Annotated in this window: 15 protein-coding genes; 8 read left to right on the forward strand and 7 right to left on the reverse strand. The window is 56.7% G+C overall.

Translation table 11 applies throughout. The annotated features are described in order from the left end of the window. Positions 1-269: 269 nt before the first annotated feature. The 3 genes from EXE51_RS14735 to EXE51_RS14745 all read right to left on the reverse strand — a co-directional run bounded on the left by EXE51_RS14735 (position 270) and on the right by EXE51_RS14745 (position 2,134). On the reverse strand, positions 270-497 hold the full coding sequence (locus EXE51_RS14735; RefSeq protein ID WP_094494266.1) for a hypothetical protein: 228 nt from the start codon (positions 495-497) through the stop codon (positions 270-272). A gap of 172 nt (positions 498-669) precedes the next feature. Next, entirely contained in the window at positions 670-1,056 is a 387-nt protein-coding gene (locus EXE51_RS14740; protein ID WP_094494265.1) for a hypothetical protein, read from the reverse strand. A gap of 316 nt (positions 1,057-1,372) precedes the next feature. Beyond that, complete coding sequence (locus EXE51_RS14745) at positions 1,373-2,134, reverse strand: CPBP family intramembrane glutamic endopeptidase (protein ID WP_094494264.1); 762 nt, start codon at positions 2,132-2,134, stop codon at positions 1,373-1,375. 107 nt (positions 2,135-2,241) lie between these two features. On the opposite strand from EXE51_RS14745, the gene EXE51_RS14750 reads away from it, so the two are divergent. Then, positions 2,242-3,147 (forward strand): winged helix-turn-helix domain-containing protein, encoded by a 906-nt coding sequence (locus EXE51_RS14750; RefSeq protein ID WP_094494263.1) that lies wholly within the window; start codon positions 2,242-2,244, stop codon positions 3,145-3,147. Between the two features lie 119 nt (positions 3,148-3,266). Continuing rightward, the gene (locus EXE51_RS14755) at positions 3,267-3,827 is read left to right on the forward strand and encodes a hypothetical protein (protein ID WP_137692942.1); all 561 of its coding nucleotides are present in this window, start codon (positions 3,267-3,269) and stop codon (positions 3,825-3,827) included. 43 nt (positions 3,828-3,870) lie between these two features. On the opposite strand, the gene EXE51_RS14760 is transcribed toward EXE51_RS14755, so the two are convergent. Further along, positions 3,871-4,368, reverse strand: coding sequence for a hypothetical protein (locus EXE51_RS14760; RefSeq protein ID WP_241990641.1), 498 nt, complete (start codon positions 4,366-4,368; stop codon positions 3,871-3,873). 646 nt (positions 4,369-5,014) lie between these two features. Between EXE51_RS14760 and EXE51_RS14765 the strand changes: the two genes are divergently transcribed. Further along, the gene (locus tag EXE51_RS14765) at positions 5,015-5,809 is read left to right on the forward strand and encodes a CPBP family intramembrane glutamic endopeptidase (protein WP_158413899.1); all 795 of its coding nucleotides are present in this window, start codon (positions 5,015-5,017) and stop codon (positions 5,807-5,809) included. Positions 5,810-5,950: 141 nt separating this feature from the next. On the opposite strand, the gene EXE51_RS14770 is transcribed toward EXE51_RS14765, so the two are convergent. Beyond that, positions 5,951-8,863, reverse strand: coding sequence for a PAS domain S-box protein (locus tag EXE51_RS14770; protein ID WP_137692944.1), 2,913 nt, complete (start codon positions 8,861-8,863; stop codon positions 5,951-5,953). 1,590 nt (positions 8,864-10,453) lie between these two features. Between EXE51_RS14770 and EXE51_RS14780 the strand changes: the two genes are divergently transcribed. Continuing rightward, positions 10,454-11,113 (forward strand): CPBP family intramembrane glutamic endopeptidase, encoded by a 660-nt coding sequence (locus EXE51_RS14780; RefSeq protein WP_241990642.1) that lies wholly within the window; start codon positions 10,454-10,456, stop codon positions 11,111-11,113. Positions 11,114-11,187: 74 nt separating this feature from the next. On the opposite strand, the gene EXE51_RS14785 is transcribed toward EXE51_RS14780, so the two are convergent. After that, positions 11,188-11,607, reverse strand: a complete 420-nt coding sequence (locus EXE51_RS14785; protein WP_094579924.1) for a DUF5518 domain-containing protein — start codon at positions 11,605-11,607, stop codon at positions 11,188-11,190. 180 nt (positions 11,608-11,787) lie between these two features. Here EXE51_RS14785 and EXE51_RS14790 point away from each other — a divergent pair, with 180 nt between their 5' ends. The 4 genes from EXE51_RS14790 to EXE51_RS14805 all read left to right on the forward strand — a co-directional run bounded on the left by EXE51_RS14790 (position 11,788) and on the right by EXE51_RS14805 (position 16,863). Beyond that, complete coding sequence (locus tag EXE51_RS14790) at positions 11,788-13,332, forward strand: bacterio-opsin activator domain-containing protein (protein ID WP_049933034.1); 1,545 nt, start codon at positions 11,788-11,790, stop codon at positions 13,330-13,332. Positions 13,333-13,479: 147 nt separating this feature from the next. After that, positions 13,480-13,824 carry a winged helix-turn-helix domain-containing protein gene (locus EXE51_RS14795; RefSeq protein WP_049933035.1) on the forward strand — a complete coding sequence of 115 codons (345 nt, stop codon included), beginning with the start codon at positions 13,480-13,482 and terminating at the stop codon, positions 13,822-13,824. A gap of 28 nt (positions 13,825-13,852) precedes the next feature. Next, complete coding sequence (locus EXE51_RS14800; RefSeq protein ID WP_080508648.1) at positions 13,853-14,776, forward strand: CPBP family intramembrane glutamic endopeptidase; 924 nt, start codon at positions 13,853-13,855, stop codon at positions 14,774-14,776. A gap of 293 nt (positions 14,777-15,069) precedes the next feature. Then, on the forward strand, positions 15,070-16,863 hold the full coding sequence (locus EXE51_RS14805) for an ATP-binding protein (protein WP_137692945.1): 1,794 nt from the start codon (positions 15,070-15,072) through the stop codon (positions 16,861-16,863). Between the two features lie 34 nt (positions 16,864-16,897). Here the strand turns inward: EXE51_RS14805 and EXE51_RS14810 are convergent, their stop codons facing one another. Then, complete coding sequence (locus tag EXE51_RS14810; protein WP_089309258.1) at positions 16,898-17,170, reverse strand: hypothetical protein; 273 nt, start codon at positions 17,168-17,170, stop codon at positions 16,898-16,900. Positions 17,171-17,263 lie beyond the last annotated feature (93 nt).

The raw sequence follows: 17,263 nt of genomic DNA on the forward strand, positions 1-17,263 counted from the left end.
CCCAGCGCGGAGTTCGATCTCGCTCCACAAACGACAAGTCGATCCACGCGGTACGTTCGCTGAGGCGGTCGAAATCTGTCATAGACACTCAGAACTCGTCCGCCTCATCCTCTAACTTAACGCGACCGTGGGGAGATCCCTGACCTACTTTACGTGGACGGAACCGTTCCTATGCGAAGCAAAAATGAGTTTGTCACGATCATTCGTCCAGACAGCGCTCGCGGTTAATCTACTGCGATACCTCGACAGGAGGCCCGAGCAGAGGACCCTTACTCGGTGAAGCTCAGGATGAAGAACCACGCGCCAACGATCGCCTCCTCGGGGGGGATCCCGTTCTCCTCGAAGTGGTCGGTGATGGCGCGGGCCGCACGGGTCTGGTCCGCATCGTCGTCGAGGTTCTGTAGGGCGGTGCCAACGGTCTGGCCGACCCGCTGGAGATCGGCCTGGAAGTCGTTCCCGACGGGGGGCGTCCCGTCAGCTGAGTTGTCAACGGACATTGTAACTGGTCGTATGGGTGCCCGGATGGTCACGTTCACGTAGCGAGCGCTGAATCTCCGATTTATATAGCCATTCCAAGCGACGTCGTGAACGAAACAGATACCAACAAAATGAAAAACAGAACGGGTGGATCCGGGCCGGCGAAATAAACCAGAGCAGTCAAAACGACCGCTACCGGGTCATCTCTTCGTGCTTGAGCAGGGCGGCCAGCATAGCGAGCGACGCGTTGTGTACATCGTTACTCGACTCGACGTACTCGTCGAACCGCTCGGCGATGTCCTCGAACAGCATCTCCACCTCGTCCTGGTTCTCATCGAACCGCTGCGAGAGGAACAGCCCGTACCGGAGAAGCCGCGACTCGAACGCGTCGTCGGACATGTTGACTGTCACCACGTCATCGTCCGCGCTCGGGGAGTCGTCCTGTAGCTCGAGAATCGTCTGCTCGGCGTCCTTCAACTCCTCGGTGAGGAACTGAATCCGGTTGTGGAGCATGTCGATGTGCTCGACGACGGCTTCGTCCGCGTCTTCGGTCAGCGTCGGCGGCGTCTGAGAGCTCATTACAACCCTGACTTCGCTCCCCGGGGCCAGGGTACTGACGTAGGGAGTAGAACACATTCTTTTTATAACCGATTACACGTCATCGCCTGTCTGAAACACCCGGTTACTGAAAAATGCGAATCTAATGCCATCGATGTCTAGTAAACTGCCCCACCCTACTCCCTCGGCGCATACGCGCCTCGGTCCTTGAGGGTGGAGGCTCCACCTCGAAAACGCTGAATACCGCCTCCAACCGGCGGCTACCTCAACGGTGTACCCTTTCGAATGTTAATCCCAGAGCAGTGTTTCAAGCCTCAAAGCGCGAATTCATCGGATCTCAGGTGAGTAGGGGCACAACAAAGACCACGGCATTAAAAATACCATGAACGAGGGCGGGCGCGACGAAAGTACCCGTCCGTTCGAACACCCACCCGAATATCCCTCCCATCAAAGAGTAATAAAGCGTCATGTGAGCAACTGCGGCCATCGGCGGCGACAGGAGAAGGACCGGGTAGACGTGAAACAGCGCAAACACGAGGGCGGCCGCACCGATCGCGGTTCTAGCCGAGAACGACGCACGGAGCCGCTGCTGGATGACACCCCTGAAAAAGAACTCCTCGACAGGACCGATCAACGCAAGTGACAGGAGTGCCGCGATGACGAGGCCGACACCCGCCGGTGCCGCGAGGTTTGTGTACTCCATAAATCCAGGAGAGAGTTCGACACTCGGAAGAACCGTATCAGTGCTTACAAGCGAGAGGAACGCGGTTGCGAAACCCATCCCCAGTCCACCGACGAGAGCAGGGACGGTGTCTCGGTCTGGAACGTGAATCGGAACCTGAAACGACGAGCGAAATGAAACGTACCCGATGCCAACGAGCAAGAATGAGAGTTCAGTCGCGATGCTTCCAGCGAGAAATATGAGCGTCGCTCCGGCATCGGAACCGACGGCTGAGACAGCAGCAAGTGAGGCAGCCAAATTCAACACAATAGTTATCGGTATCGTGAGAGCGAGAAACGCCACCGCACTGGCGACACCGGTCTCATCATCAAGGTGATTCGGAACGGTCGCTTCTAGCGTGGAGGGCAAATCGACCATAGATACGGAACGGGTGGCTGAGTGGTAAGTGTTATCTGGACGACTATTAAGTTGGTTCAGTAACAAATCAAATACCCGAACGAAAACAACAACACTGTGATACACCAATGACGGGTGAGCGTGAGGCGAGTGAGTCGGCGTACGCGGCGTTGACCGATGAGACTCGGGTCCGGATCCTGCTAACTCTCGCAGATCGCTACGACGAGGCGTGGTCGTCAGGGTGGCCAACGTTCTCCGAGTTGCGAGAGCAAGTGGGCGTCGAGGACACAAGCCGGTTCAGTTACCACCTGTCTGAGCTTCAAGACGGCTTCATTCAGAAGGTGGACGGGCGGTACCGTCCCCGGATAGCCGCCTTGGAAATCGTCGCTGCAATTCGGGCGGGGAGCTATACGACGCAAAATGGCGATAAACAGTACGAAATCCAAGAGCAGGAGACGGAGTACGAGTGTCCCCACTGCGACCGGAATCTCGTCGCCGCGTATCAAGAACACCACCTGTATATCGGCTGTCCGGACCACGGCGCCGCTGTGGCGTACCCGACGCCGCCGCGAGCTACTGAAAACCGGCCACTAGACGCAGTTATCGACGCCACGCTCCGAAACCACGCGTGTGATGTCCGGCTCTTGCGTAACGGGGTTTGCCCACACTGTTGGGGAGCAGCGGGGTTGTCGCTTCCCCGCGACTCCGTTCCAGAGACGTATCTCCACCAAGACGTACCGTATGCCACCGCAGCATGTGATACCTGCTGGCTGTCGTATCCGATCCCGATCGCACAGACAATTCTCGGGCATCACGCCGTCGAGGCATTGTACGCGACGCACGGACTGCGCCCGCGAGATGCCCAGATTGGGCCGCACAGTCTTACGGAGGTCAGTAGCGTGCGTACTGATGAAGCAGTGTCGGCCGCCGCACGGGTCGAAGTCGGTCTCGCTGACGGCTCGGTCGAGTTCGATCTCGATGAAAACTGTCGCATTCGTCGCTACGGCGCGAGCGATACGGAACAGATACAGTGACCGCGGCAGCAGGACCGTTGGAAGTTTCACGGAGATAACATAGGGACGTGAATTTTGGCCGTGTTTCTCCGTCTGAGACACGGAACAGGAGGTATACGGGAGACAACCAATCCACCGGTATGACAGACGATACCTCAACGGGTGGACGCAACCCGGAGATTGAGCGGGCCACGTCCCATCCCGACGCTTACTCAGATCGGGCGTACACGTGGCTTTCACGGAACGGGCTCTACGTCTGGGCCGGGATTTCCGTAGTGGTGATAGCGCTCGCAGCACTTGCTGTCCCGCTTTTGGCCTTCGGATCATTAGCAGCGATCGGCGGAGAAGGGTCGATACTCGCTGGCGGAACCGCCATCGTTCTCCTCTGTACTGCCTTACTACTCGGTTTGGCAGTCGTACTACTCAGTTACGCATACTTAGAGGTAGATCGTCGGGGTATCCCGTTCGTCGGGGACCGCAGTACGCGGACGCTAGCGTATGATAGCATCCGAACGATGGAGACGGTCGCGGCGGGAACGTTCATCGGCGGACTCCTCGCAATGCTCGGACTAGCGGTTTCAGTGGGTAACATTCCGACAATACTCTCAGTTGCCGTGCTAGCGGCCGCACTCGGACTCCCGGTAACAGTGTTGGTACACACAGCCGGGCGCTTTGTGTTATTTGTAGTTGACGCGAGCTAGGTACCCGCTGTCGAGCGAATACTCGCAAAACCCTTAGCCCCGGCTAGCCGGTCTCGTTTGTCTGACCGAGGTCCGAGAACGACTCTCCAACTCGAAGCGCGATCGGTTCACTTTCGTCGCTTGAGCCAATGGAGATTGCGACGATTTCTTCTTCAGTATTAGTGATCGAAAATCGCTGATTCAGCTGTGAAGTCCCTGCTATCACGGTATCCGCGAGCTCCAAGTCAACTTGATACTCGCCGGTGGTGGTCCATACGTCGGCATAGGCGACGATATTACTCTCACCGTCTGACTCGGTCGAAGGAACGTCGAACGAAGTATCGAGGACCGTCTCGCCCTCGGGATCCACGACTTCGATCGACCCGCTGACCTCCTGATTCAACTGGTTGAGGAGGTTGACCTCTTCGAAGACTTGGTTACCGATCGCATTAAGCACAGTCGAGCAGCCGGCAGTGGACGCTATGGCGGCGCTAGCACCGATTGCGAGGGCTCGACGTCGCGTGACGGAGCCGAATGACGAGGGCGTGTGTTGATTCATCATTGGAGAGCGTATCACCGTTGACATTATTATAAATTAAATCTGTTCGGAGTGTTTCTAGCGGTGAAATCGATCGATAGAGTGCTTTTGCGACACCGCTGTGATTCCGTCCAAGAACAGAAGTGTACCGTTCTGCTGTATGTAGATCGCGAGTCGAACGAGGTGACCCAATGGCTCGAATCTCGATTGAAGATGATCGCTGAACACGTCGCCTATTTCGGTGTAAATACCAGCGCCATAACACCTCAAACCGGCGCGTTCTCAAGTTGGGGGTCCACCGCGTGTCGGGTGTAATCTGTGAACGAGCGGCTCTGTTGAAATGCTATTCTTCAAATATATTCTCGCCAGAAACAGCTAGTCGATGAGAGTTGCTCATCGTATATGCGCTGTGGGCACCCCCCGTTAGGACTTCGAGTATATTGCGTTTCAGAAGCTGAAACGCCCACTCGGTATTTATTTTTCACCAACAATGTCACTCACCCATGAAAATCGCACATCAACCGCCAGTTCAGCAATGTTCGCTGCCCGTCGTTTGGGCGTCCAGCAGTATGTGTTGGACTACGAGATTTAATAGTAGTAAGAGAAAATGAATTGCGTTGACAACCTCAGACGAAAGGCATCTCACCGGCCAATTGGAACTTTCCTAGCTGTGCTTACACTCTATTCCGGACTCGTCTTCGCGGGGCTCTACGGGACGTTCGGATCCACTATTCCGACACTGGGAGTGATGCTCTATGCATGGGCTCCGATGATTACTGCGGGAGTGACGGTCTGGTTACTCGATGAAAGCGTTCGAGACTGGCTTGGACAACTTCGCAACCTGCGAGTTGGCATTCACTGGTATCTCATCGGTATCGCCATCATGATGCTCGGGACCGAAGCCGAGACGATAGTTGCGGTGCTTCTCGGTGGCGACGTAGCAGTTCCGTACGCTCCGATCGGCAGTTACATCTTCACTTTCGGCATCACACTGTTTCTAGCTGGTGCGTTAGAGGAGTTGGGTTGGCGTGGCTTCCTACAGCCCCGTCTCCAGCAGCGATTTAGTGCGCTCCGCGCGAGTGTAGTGATTGGCGTCGTCTGGGGCCTCTGGCACGTCCCGATGATACTCACTGGCACCGGCGATTTTACCGTATTCTGGGAGTATATGCTGAATGTGATAGCGATGTCGGTCATTCTCGGATGGCTGTACAACAACACTGAGGGAGCGTTGCCAGTCGTGATGATCGCCCATGCTTCGCATAATATGCCCCGCATCGGGGACGCTGCTGGAGACGTGCCTGCCGTGTTTGACATCCTGTCGGGGGACGCCGTCTTCTATCTGCTCTGTGCGTCGATCATTGCGCTGTATACCGGGTCACGGACCTTGACACGGGATGGAACTCTTCCTGCGGTCCCCGGTCAACTCAGAGAGTATATACCGGAGCAGGAGGAGCCTGCTGACTAACGACCTGTTAGGCTGGTTGCGGTCCAAGTAGTATACCACTTGTATTGACCGTAATCGAAGCAGAACATATCACTTACTGAGGATTTCAACGGGACCGAACGAGCCTGTTCAGAGCCAGACCTGCTACCTCAATCACAGCCGTCAACGCAGTACGTTTGGCAAAGAAAGGTGAACGGCAGTGCCGCCATCGGCGGGCCGCTCGAACTCGATTCCGCCACCGAGCTGCCGAACACCCCAGTTGACAAGCCAGAGGCCAATTCCGTGATTGTGCTGGAACGGCGACTCACCATCAGCTCGGAACGGAGTAAGTACGCGGTCGGGGATCCCGGGTCCGTCGTCACGCACCGTGATTCGCGTCTCATCGTTGGCCGTAGACGGCGTCGTCTTAATTTCGACTTCCGGGGAGTCCCCACCGTGTTCGACGGCGTTCTCGACGAGCTCGCTCAAAACTAGCCGAAAGACAGCCGTATCAGCCGGTGCGGGAGCCTCCGCGGAAGACAATTGAATCGTCGCTTCGTCGTGAGACTCACGGAGGTCGGCGACGGCAGACTCCAGTACCGTACCGACTCTGCGGTTTTCTGGGTCGTCGTTGTCTTGGAGCATCTGACTGGCGGCACGCGCCTTACCGCTCAGTTCCAGGAGGCCGTTCGCAATGTCGTGAACGCTTTCGGCGTATTCTCGGACGACCTCGTCTTCTGCCGCCTCCTCAATTGTAGCCGTGTATCCCAAGACAGCGTCCATATCATTCCGTACATTGTGTCTCAGTACACGGTTCAACACCTGTACCCGCTCCTCGCGGTCGCGCCGTCCGGTGACATCCCGAGCGATAGTGACCACACGCTGCTCGCCGCCTATCTCTGTCAAGGTCGCATTGACTTCAAGCCATACAACATCGCCGCTGGCGGTCCGCAACGCCCACTCGATGTCTCTCGCCGGGTCACCGGATTTGGCCACGTCGCGGACAACCTCCCCGATTGTGTCCGCATCGAATCCGAGTGCCGTCGCCGTCACCTCTTCCGGGTCCATATCGATGATTGTGTCACGGTCATATCCGAGGAGCTCACACATGGTGTCGTTGACATCGAGTAGCTCCGCAGTCTGCGGGTCGTAGACTCCGATTACGTCCGTCACACCGTTGAAGATCTGTTCGAACTCTCGTTCGCGGCGCTTCCGCTCCGTGATATCACGCTGGATCGACAGAACTCGCTGTTCACCACCGATCTCGGCCGTCGCCAACGTGACCTCGATCCATGACTGCTCTTCGTCCGGCGGGGCGAGTTTCCACTCGATGGTCTTCGGTTCACCCGAACGGGCCACAGTCTGAATCAGTTCTTTACCGCGTTCCGCTGTGTACCCGTCCTCAGTTTCGCTGAGACCCTCGATACCGAGGTCGCGAATACGCTCAAGATCGTCGCACCCCACGAGCTCGTGATACGAGTCGTTCACACTGACGAAGGAGAGCGTCTCTGGGTCGAAGATGGCGATAGCGTCGTTGACTCCGTTGAATATCTGCTCGTACTCCCGCTCGCGGCGTTTCTGTTCTGTAATATCACGCATCAGCGAGAGGACACGTCGCTGACCACCTACGGTCGCGACTGTGAGGTTCGCTTCGACGAGACGGTTGTCGCCCTCAGCGGTCTCAATTCGCCACTCGACTGTTTCATCTTCCTCGGTTTCGCCGACGTCGGTGATAAGCCGTCTCGCGCGCTCATCGGTGTACCCCTCCTCGGGAACACTGAGGTCATTGATTCCTTGTTGAAGAATCGTGTCGTAGTCGTATCCGAACAGTTCGACGTAACTGTCGTTCACGTCGACCATTTCACCCGTGTCAGGGTCGTGAACTGCGATCGCAGTGGTCACGCCGTTAAATATCTGCTCATACTCGCGCTCGCGGCGTCGCGTATCGGTAACGTCCCGAATGACTCCGACGATCCGATCGACGGCACCGCCTGGACCGCGGCTCGGATAGCCGCGTACCTCAACCCAACGTGTCTCACCGCCAACGCGGAGTCTGTGACTGAATGTGTACGGACCCGACTCCTCCTCGCGGATGTGTTCGCTCATAGCGATAAGATCCGAGCGGTACGCCTCGCGGTCCTCCGGATGAACGGCGTCGAGAACGGCCATCGGGTCGTCATACAGGCGTTCGACCGGTTGGTCGAACAAATCCGCGTAGGCCTCGTTGATAAAGAGAACCTCCGAGAGGTCCGCACGTGCCAGATAGACGACCTCATCGATATGAGTCGATATCTCGCGGAACTGACGACGCTGGCGTCGACGGTCGGTCACGTCCGTGGCGGTCGCCAACACCAGTTCCTGATCGTCTATCGTGACTGTCGTCAGCGTCGCTTCGACCCAGACGTGTTCGCCGTCAGCCGTCTCAAGCGGCCATTCGATTGGACCGACCGTTCCGCTCTCCGTCGCGGAGGTGATAACCTCCATGGCAGCGGCCTGATCGTACCCGTCGATACTCGCAGTGTAATCGCCGACCTGCATAGAAATGAGTTCCGCTCGATCATACTTCAGCAACTCACAGAGCCGCTGATTCGCATGAATCAACTCTCCCGTCTCGGGGTCATGAAGTGTGAGTGGCTCAGAGACGTTGTCGTAGATGGTCCGATAGTCGGGAGTCGGCTGTACCTCTGTCGCGATAACCGCTCGCTTGAGCACGGTCGTCGGAGATTGTGCGAGCAGTTCCCACGGGAGATACTCCGTTACACCGGCCTCAAGCGCCTCAGCGATTGATGCCTCTGTAGGGGCGACGTACACCACCGGTGGGGCGGAGTCACGGGTGGCGTTCTGGACCACCCAGTTGCTGACCCCGGTCAGTGACGCGGCTGTGTCAGCGTCTGTCCGGTCGGCGCTGCCCGACTCAGGTGTTACCGCGGCAACCACACAATCGAACTCCTCAACTGAGCCGGGAGCGTCACGTCCGGCAGGCACTATTGAAACAGCCACGTCAAGCGAATCCTGCGCGTCTTGGAGGGTCGTTTCGACCGACGCTGGCCCCACCACGCCAATTGTCGGGTGTCGTTGCGTGAAGCCCTCGGCCATTTTCTCTGTGAGTTGAAGTTTATAGAACAATAACGCTATGGTCGTGCTACCGGTTGTTTGGGCCGGTAGACGGCTAATTTATTGAACCCCTTGGTCGCTGATAGTTTGTCGAGGCTGTGCTACATACAGAGCGCGTATCTACCCCGAGACGCCCTTTCGATAGCCTTTCCGAAGAAGTTGCCCCGTACCTACGACAGTAAGTACTACTGCGCCGGTTACAACCGCTGAGTGGACGATTTTATACGATGGAAACGGCGTGTATCGGCCGAGAATGAGCAGCGTTGTCGCTATTATCCACAGAATATACAATCCGATACTAGTTTGATGAAGCGTCTTGCGGATCATTGGTCTTTGGAAAGCAGTACACCTCTTTTTACAAGTGTCGTGGACAGTTGTCGCCAAGATAGAAGTAAGACAATCGCCCAGAACACGGTCCAGATGTTCACAAAGAGCGGTGAGCCGAGTAGCCCCTCACTAGCCAAGAACCCAGATGCGAGCAGTGGGTTTGCGATTCGCAGTACGACAATTAAGAATAGAACAAACGGAAGGAGAAGCATCCCGGTAAAAATGATCCACCGCCGTTGCTGTGAGAGCACACTAGCGGCTCGGTATAGTGGGGGACCGATAAGCAGCAGAACGATGCTGAGGCCGATAGCGAGGCGCACAGTTGGATCAACAGTCGGGAAGGCTCCACGCAGGATGACCATTTCGTCACCCCCGGACTGCGCCACAGTATACAGCCGACCGAAGGGCATTGTCGCGAAAACAAGGCAAAATCCTGCGGACCGTTTGGCCGGTGACTCTGCCGGATTCAGTAACCGATACCCGATCCACATCAACCCGTAGCTCCAGAGGAGTCCTGCGAGCGGTGCTAAAACAATCTCGGGCGTTTTCGAACAAGCGAGCTGCCAACTGTTGAAATTTCGTGGGCCCCACGCACCACAGATGAGACGACCGACCCCCGTGTGCGCGATCTCGTGGATCTCGTTGTGTACGAAGAGCAACGCCACGAACGCGACTGCCCAGCGGCTATCTCCGTTGAAAACTAGTGGTTGCTCAGAGTTCATCGACGGTAGCCGACCCACGGCACTGTTCCTCCGTTAGAAACGGTCTGTCCATACCGAGCTCATATGATCTTCGGGTGACAGCGGCACAGTAGTTAGCTCGATTGGAATCACAGCGACCCGCGTAACTTATCAAGTAAAACACTTTTTTGCGGAGAGGCGATCGCTGATGATGTTCCAGCGCCATGTGTTTCTATACGATGGTTGGGTTAATAATGGCTAATAGGGTGTTTCAGGAGCAGAAACGTACGATTCGGTAGGTGAATCTGACCTGATAAGAAGCGGGGTGAGCGAACTGTAAACCTGAAGTTCCTACCGGTCGGGGTTCCTCTGCGTTTACACGGAGAAGGATGTCAATCGGTAGTTCCACACCACTCCTAGTGAACTAGTCTTCGAAGCGGAACGGGTTTTCGCGGCCAGAAACTCGGCCTTTGCTATCATTAGCTAACATCGTTTGAGATCGTATATGGGAACTCGGAGCAACGTTGCTAGGCCAGATACAGGAGTGAAAGGGGTATTTCTGAGTGTGGGCAGTGCGGGGGTGCTTACAGCACTAGGAGTTATCGCCGCATTTGCGTCAGTTATTGTCGTTGATCCACTATTTGGCACCATCAGAACAGAATGGGAGCCATTCGGAGAGTTATTACAGAATTATATTGTCCAACCGGGATTTGGCCTCATCGCCGCTTGTTATATTTGGCGGCGTGACGACTACAACCCGCTGGACCGAATTCAGACGCCCTCAGTTGAAGGAATTGCGTGGATTGGACTCATACCGATCGGGTACGAGATGGCGGTGCGAGTAGTGACTCCGCTGTTGCCAATACTTGGGCTGAGCCACGGCGCGCATGATGGCACGGCGACGTGGCAGGTACTCTTACAGCACCCCGAGATCATTGTGCCGGGGCTGGTGATCATGTTCGGAGTTATGGCACCTATGGAAGAGATCCTGTACAGGGGGGTCGTCCACGATGCGCTGGAACCGGCGATCGGATCGCCCGGTCGGGTGGTTATCGGCGGCCTCTTGTTTGGTGTGATGCATCTGTTCTTGTCGGGTGGGATTGTGTCAATGTTGCTCACGAGCATTTTTGGTGTCCTTGCGGCCAGTGCCTACGAGCGGAGCAAAAATTTGACTGTGCCAATCATGGCGCACGCGGGTCATTGGCTCGTGTTTACCGCTATTTAGCTGTATTTGAGGGAGAAGTCCCTTTTTACCAACAACGCCAGAAGCAAAGCAGGCGAACAACGCAAATCAGTTGATCACGATGGTTGGTCGACTCCGAAACCACCGACACTGCTTGCTGCCCAGCCACCAATCCGACCGAAAATCAGACCGAACACCGGCGAGAGACACAGAAGCATCACGACGGCGATAAGGAAGAACACTGTCGTGTTGAGTGACCATGCTACGCTCGTGGCTTCTGTAAGCATAAATCCAGATACCGCAACTATACCGCCTAGAAAGCCAGCACGGAGCCCAACAGCGTCCGGTTCTACCGACCGCTTAGCTGCGATCGCGCCAGCGATCATTGGCCCAAGTATTATCGCTCCGCCACCGGCGGTCGCTTCAGAGTTCGGAAGCCAATTTATTACAGCAGTTGCGGGTAGTGAAGCTATGGTTCCGAGAATCACAACGTGCCAGACCTGAGGAATTCGACGGCCCCGGGTGTTCGAGGGCATACGCTGTATTCTACAACTGTACGTATAATCCACTTCGTGAGTTGCTGACTCTGAAACGGCGACAGAACAACACCGATATTAGTGACCGGGATATAAGCTTGTAAACTGCGGTTCAACCGGACGACACGTATATACTGGCTGACGGGAAAACATCGATAGAACGAGGAGGCCCCTACGTGAATGGAGTTGGAACATCGTCTCGCAGAAGCACCGATAGGAGTTATCACCGTCCGAGACGGGATGGTGCGCGCGTGGAATGATCAGGCGGCCGATATCCTCACAACCGACACGCCTGACGGTGAGCCGATTGCTGAGGTGTTTCCCCAGTCGGTCGAAGGGTCGCTCACAAAGGCGTTTGAACGGACATCGGTATCTGATGTAGCATTCGAAGAGTACTATCCAGAAGTCGACCGCTGGCTGTCAGTGTCAGTTGTTCCTGATGACGATGCGGCAACTGTCTACATTACCGACATCACTGAAAAACGCACCAACAAGCAAACGATCGAACGACTTCGTTCGGAGTCTGAGCGGGCCGAGATGGTCGATACTCTGATCGCCGACGTGCTTGAGGGGTTGGTCGGAGCTACGTCTCAAGACGCGATCATGGAGACAATCCGGGACCAACTGGGGACATCGGACCAGTATCGGTTCGTATGGACTGGTGAGTGCGCTGTCGACAGTGACGAGCTGGTCATCACCGGTGTTGGGGGTGAGCAAGGAGAGCTGTTCCCGGCTCTCCGTGAGGCGGTGAAGCAGGGACAGGCTACCCCCGAACGGCGAGCAGTCGAACAACAGCGCCCCGAGTTGGTAGAGTCGTTAAGCGAGAATCCGTCAGTCCCGGACGCGGTTCGTGCCGCTGGGTTCGCGGACGGAGTCCAATCGGTGTTCGCGCTGCCGTTGGTCTACGGCTCCAGCGTGTACGGCGTCGTCGGTGTCTACGCGGGAACCGAAACCGCATTCAGCGATCACGTACAGGCCAGCTTTGAGACGCTCGGCGAACTGGCCGGGTACGCGATCAACGCGACACAGAATCGGAAGCTGTTGTTTTCCGACACCCTCACCGAGGTTACGTTCGGACTCACAGAGAACTCCCCGCTGGTGCGTGTGAGCGATACCTGCGACGCGGAACTCGCGCTTGAGGGGACCGTAATGCCGAGTGATACTGGTCTCACGTGTTTCTTATCAGTCACGGGTGCCGATCCGGACACCGTCGTTGAGACCGTCGAAGCGGTTCCGAGTGCTCAGGCCGGTCGTGTGGTCCGTCAGTCGGACACTGAGCGCGGCCGGATTCAGGTGACGCTGAGTGAGGAAGTCCCGCTCGTTGCGGCAATCAACCGTGGTGCGACGATACAGACGGCGGTGTTTAACGGCGATGACAGCCAGCTGATCGTTGAACTGTCTCCCGACGCGAACGTGCGTCGGCTGGCAAACGTGCTCGGTGATGACGGACCGGCACCCGTTCTCGCACGACAGGACAAAACCCGCTCGCCGACGACCACGCGAGAATTTCGAAACGAACTCAATGAACGGCTTACTGACCGACAGGCGACCGTCTTGCGAACGGCCTATCTCGCGGACTACTTCACGTCCCCGCGTGGAAGTACGGCCGAGGAGGTTGCGACGTCGCTCGGCATTACCGGATCGACGCTGCTCCACCATCTCCGGGCGAGCCAGCGCAAGCTGTTGGACGCATTCTACAACGAACACGAGGATAGTAGCGGATAGCGGTCGCAATTCGCCGTGTCACGCCCGATCGACATGCGCCCGATTGCTCTCACACGAAGGCGAGTCTGGATAGTTAGATATCCTCGCTGCGGAGACTCTGAATGCTGAGCATATTCCACCAAGGGTGTTCCGTTACATCGTCATCACATGGCAGTGCGACACAAGTCGCGCGGCGAGCAGACTGAGGAACCGACCGACGAGCTATCGACGGAAGAGCTACTCAACCTCTTCGGCGACGAATACACCCGGCGAGTGTTCGAGGCGGTTTCCGAACAGCCTCGCGGCGGGCGCGCCGTCGCGCAGGCCGCTGATGTTTCTCGGCCGACGGCTTACCGGCGTCTCAACGAGCTTCAGGACGCCGGATTGGTCACGAGCGAGTGTTACGTCGCATCCGACGGCCATCACCGAGAGCAGTTCAGCGCCTCCGCACAGCACCTCTCCGTGTCGCTCGACGGTGGCGACATCGAGGCGTCGATCAGTCTGAGCTGCTAGGACCGAAGGAAACGCTTGGTCTGCCCAGATGAGTACACGCTTGCGGCCAGTCAGTCGTATCGGGTCTGAGGTCTCGATCAGCGGGGCGGCGGTGCGCGTAGTTGTGACAGCGGTAACGTTCATCGCTACACTTGCTGCTGTGGGGCTGGTACTCGCGCAATTCTCAACGCCGGACGTGTTGACCAACCTCCCAAATCAACTTCCCACGCTCTGTGGGGTAGCAGCGGTGATACTCGTCTTATACTATCTGTTCGGAACCAGTCCCGCCGCGTACGGACTCTCTCTGGGTCGACGGTGGCTCGGTGACTTCGCCGGCGGTGCCGTAATCGGCGTGCTGTTTCAGGCCGTTTCGACGGCCGCGATTCTCGCTACCGGGAGCGGGAGGATCGTTGGTTCGTGGTCAATGGGAGTCTTCAACGACCCCGTGACCGTCGGACTCGCGATCGGAGCGACGGCCGCTGCGTTCGTTATCGTCGGGTTGTGGGAGGACTTTCTCTTCCGAGGCGTACTGATCCGTGAGCTCGTTGTCGGGTTTACGTCTCGCAGGGTCTCAAGGCCGGCTGCCACGGGGAGCGCGGTCGTCGTATCGGCTCTCGTGTTCGGAGCGCTTCACTTGAACGCTGGCGCGGCGGGACTCTCAGCGTCGGTCGCCGTGACACAGGCGGTGGTTGGGGGGCTGTATTTCGGCCTCGCGTACGTCCTCACCGACAGCCTCGCGCTCCCAGTCGGCATCCACTTCTCGACCAATCTCTGGACGACGGTCGTGTTCGGGCAACCGGAAAGCGGATATCCAGCGGCGTTTCGGCTCACCCGACCGTTCGATCTCAGTGCCGACCTCATCGTCGTCTTACTTCTCCCGACGGCCGTACTCGTCACGGCGGTTGTTTTGTGGGTTCGCGCAACGCGGGGGGAGATTTCAGAAGCGTCACTCCAGAGGGTCGGAGAACAGTGACATCAATTTCGAACAGACGATTTGTATGACGAACGAACAAGCCGCACTTCGGTCATATCTCCGTTCAGTTCGTACAGCACTCCTCGCTGTGGCAACCGCAGTTCTCACAGCAGGGCTTGTCATCGCCGGTGGAGACGGACTAGGATTTCCGATGTTTGTTCTCACGCTCTGTATCTGTGCGTATGCTTTTGTTTCGCCGCTACTTGGTAGAGTATAAGCGGATAGCACGCCGTGTGCTAACCGGATAAGGTTTCGACAAAATAATTTCATCAAACGTATGAATTGATCGTACCATGCTCGCCACGGTCGGGGGTGTAAATGTTACTTTGGGAATAGTGCTGCTACTCATCGCAGCTCACACCAGCCGACAGTATTCGGGGGTGGGCACACGGAGTTTTGTTGCTTGTATAGTTGGGCTGGGAGTGTGGACAGCCGCTGGCGGCGTCAACGATATTATTAGTGTCTACGAATTGGGGGCGTCCAACGGAGACGGCATGTCGTCGGCGGTGGAGTCAACGCCGTCGATCATCGCGTTCGGACTCCAAGGGCCCAGGATCGCAGAGTGGGTGCTTCAAACGGTAGTTCCAGTGTTGTATGCTCTGTTTATTCTCGCGTATACGACTCAAACGGACCGCCGCGAGCGGCTATTGTTGTTCGTGCTTGTTCCATTCGGACTACTGTACACTGGTGGAACCATGTCCTCTACACTAGTCTCACTAATACTTGATAACCTCCCAGCTGGGTTCAGCGAGATGCTACTTCCTCTCCTACAGTTCGCTATATCAATCTCCTTCTTTGTAACTGGATCAATCGTGCTGCTCAGCCTTGGACAGTTGTGGCGAACGCTACACCGATATCAGCACGTCTCAACGCGATTGACACTAGGTCTAGCGGTGATTGTGCCGCCGGTATGGTTCGCAGAGAGGTTCTTCATCGCCTTGGCTGAGACTCCGCTAGCGAGAGCAGCCATTCCCGTCCCGTTTGTGATCCTGTCGACGTGTACAGCGTGGCTGGCAGTCACCCGATTCGGGCTGTTTGAGGAGATACCAGCGGCCTTGGCCGTCGCTCGACAAGACATCGTCGCCGAAATGCCAGACGCGGCCATCACAGTCACGGATGGACATTCTATCCTTGACTGGAATGCTGCTACAGCAGATCTGTTTGAGCGGGAGTTTAATACAGTAGTCGGTCAGGACCTTGCCACCATACTGCCGGATACATTCGACATCAAGAGGTTACTCGCGGGGGGACAGACAACGTGTCGGCTGCCAGGCAGCGATCGCGTGCTAGAAGCCTCATCGAGCCGGATTACCGACAGCGACGACCGCACACTTGGGCACACCCTGATCTTCCGCGATATAACAGACAGCCGACAAAATGCACGTCGTGCGGAGGTTCTGAGTCGCGTGCTTCGGCACAACATACGAAACAGGGCTGACGTGGCAACCGCGCACCTTCGACAGTTGACCGACAGTCCCACTCCCGACACGGCGGACAAGATAGCGACGACGGTCGAGGAGGAACTGTCGGCGTTGCGTGATCTTGGAGGTACTGCCCGCGAGATAGAGTCAGTGTTACAGGCCGACAAGCGCACGGGTAATCGGTCCGTCGAGGAACTCATCCGTCACGCCATCGAGGAGGTCCAGCACGCAGAGGTCGTCAACGATGGCCACGAGTGTGCTGGTGGCGTCTCGTCCGTCCCCGTCGTGATAGACACACTACCGGCAGAGACACGCGCTAACGGGGAGATTCTGATACCAGTCATTCGTGAGCTGGTGTCGAACGCAGTCGAACACGGGGGGTCCGCTCCGGAGCCGCATGTCAGCGTACGGGTGAAGGAGACCAGCGATACCGAGGGAGTAGATCAATGGTGGATCGATGTCGCTGACAGCGGCGCCGGGATCAGCAACCACGAGGTAGAAGTGTTCGAAGACGCTGAAGAACAGCCACTACAGCACGGCAAAGGCCTCGGGCTCTGGCTCGTCTGGTGGGGCGTCGACCGGCTCGGCGGAGAGGTCTCGTTCGATATCGACAGGGGGACGACCGTCACCGTCGAACTGCCGGGATCGCTGCTCAGCTACGAGTAATATTCTCTGACTAGTTGCGGTCAGTACAGGCCACTCAGAAACTGCCCATCGCAGAGAGTATTGTTCCGAGAAAGGACAGACAGGCGGAACCAGCCAACACGAGAAGGACGATAGCAGAGGCAGTGAACTCCTCTGGGTCAGTTCGAAGCAAATCGTAGCCGGCAGTGGCAAGCATTCCAGCTCCACCGATCGCCATGAGCAGTATCGGGATACTACGATCGCCAGCGATGAGCGAACCTACCGCTGGCCCCCCTATTGAAGCTCCAATTACGACGAATGAGCCAGTGTAGATGTACAGATCTTCCATAGGTGGTATAATGACACGTGACTAATTGTAGTTTGGATACGATGTCCGTCTTGTTACCTTTACGGTTCTCATCGACCGGCTGTTTTAGATAAA

This window comes from Halorubrum sp. CGM5_25_10-8B (assembly GCF_005435095.1).
GTDB lineage: Archaea > Halobacteriota > Halobacteria > Halobacteriales > Haloferacaceae > Halorubrum > Halorubrum ezzemoulense.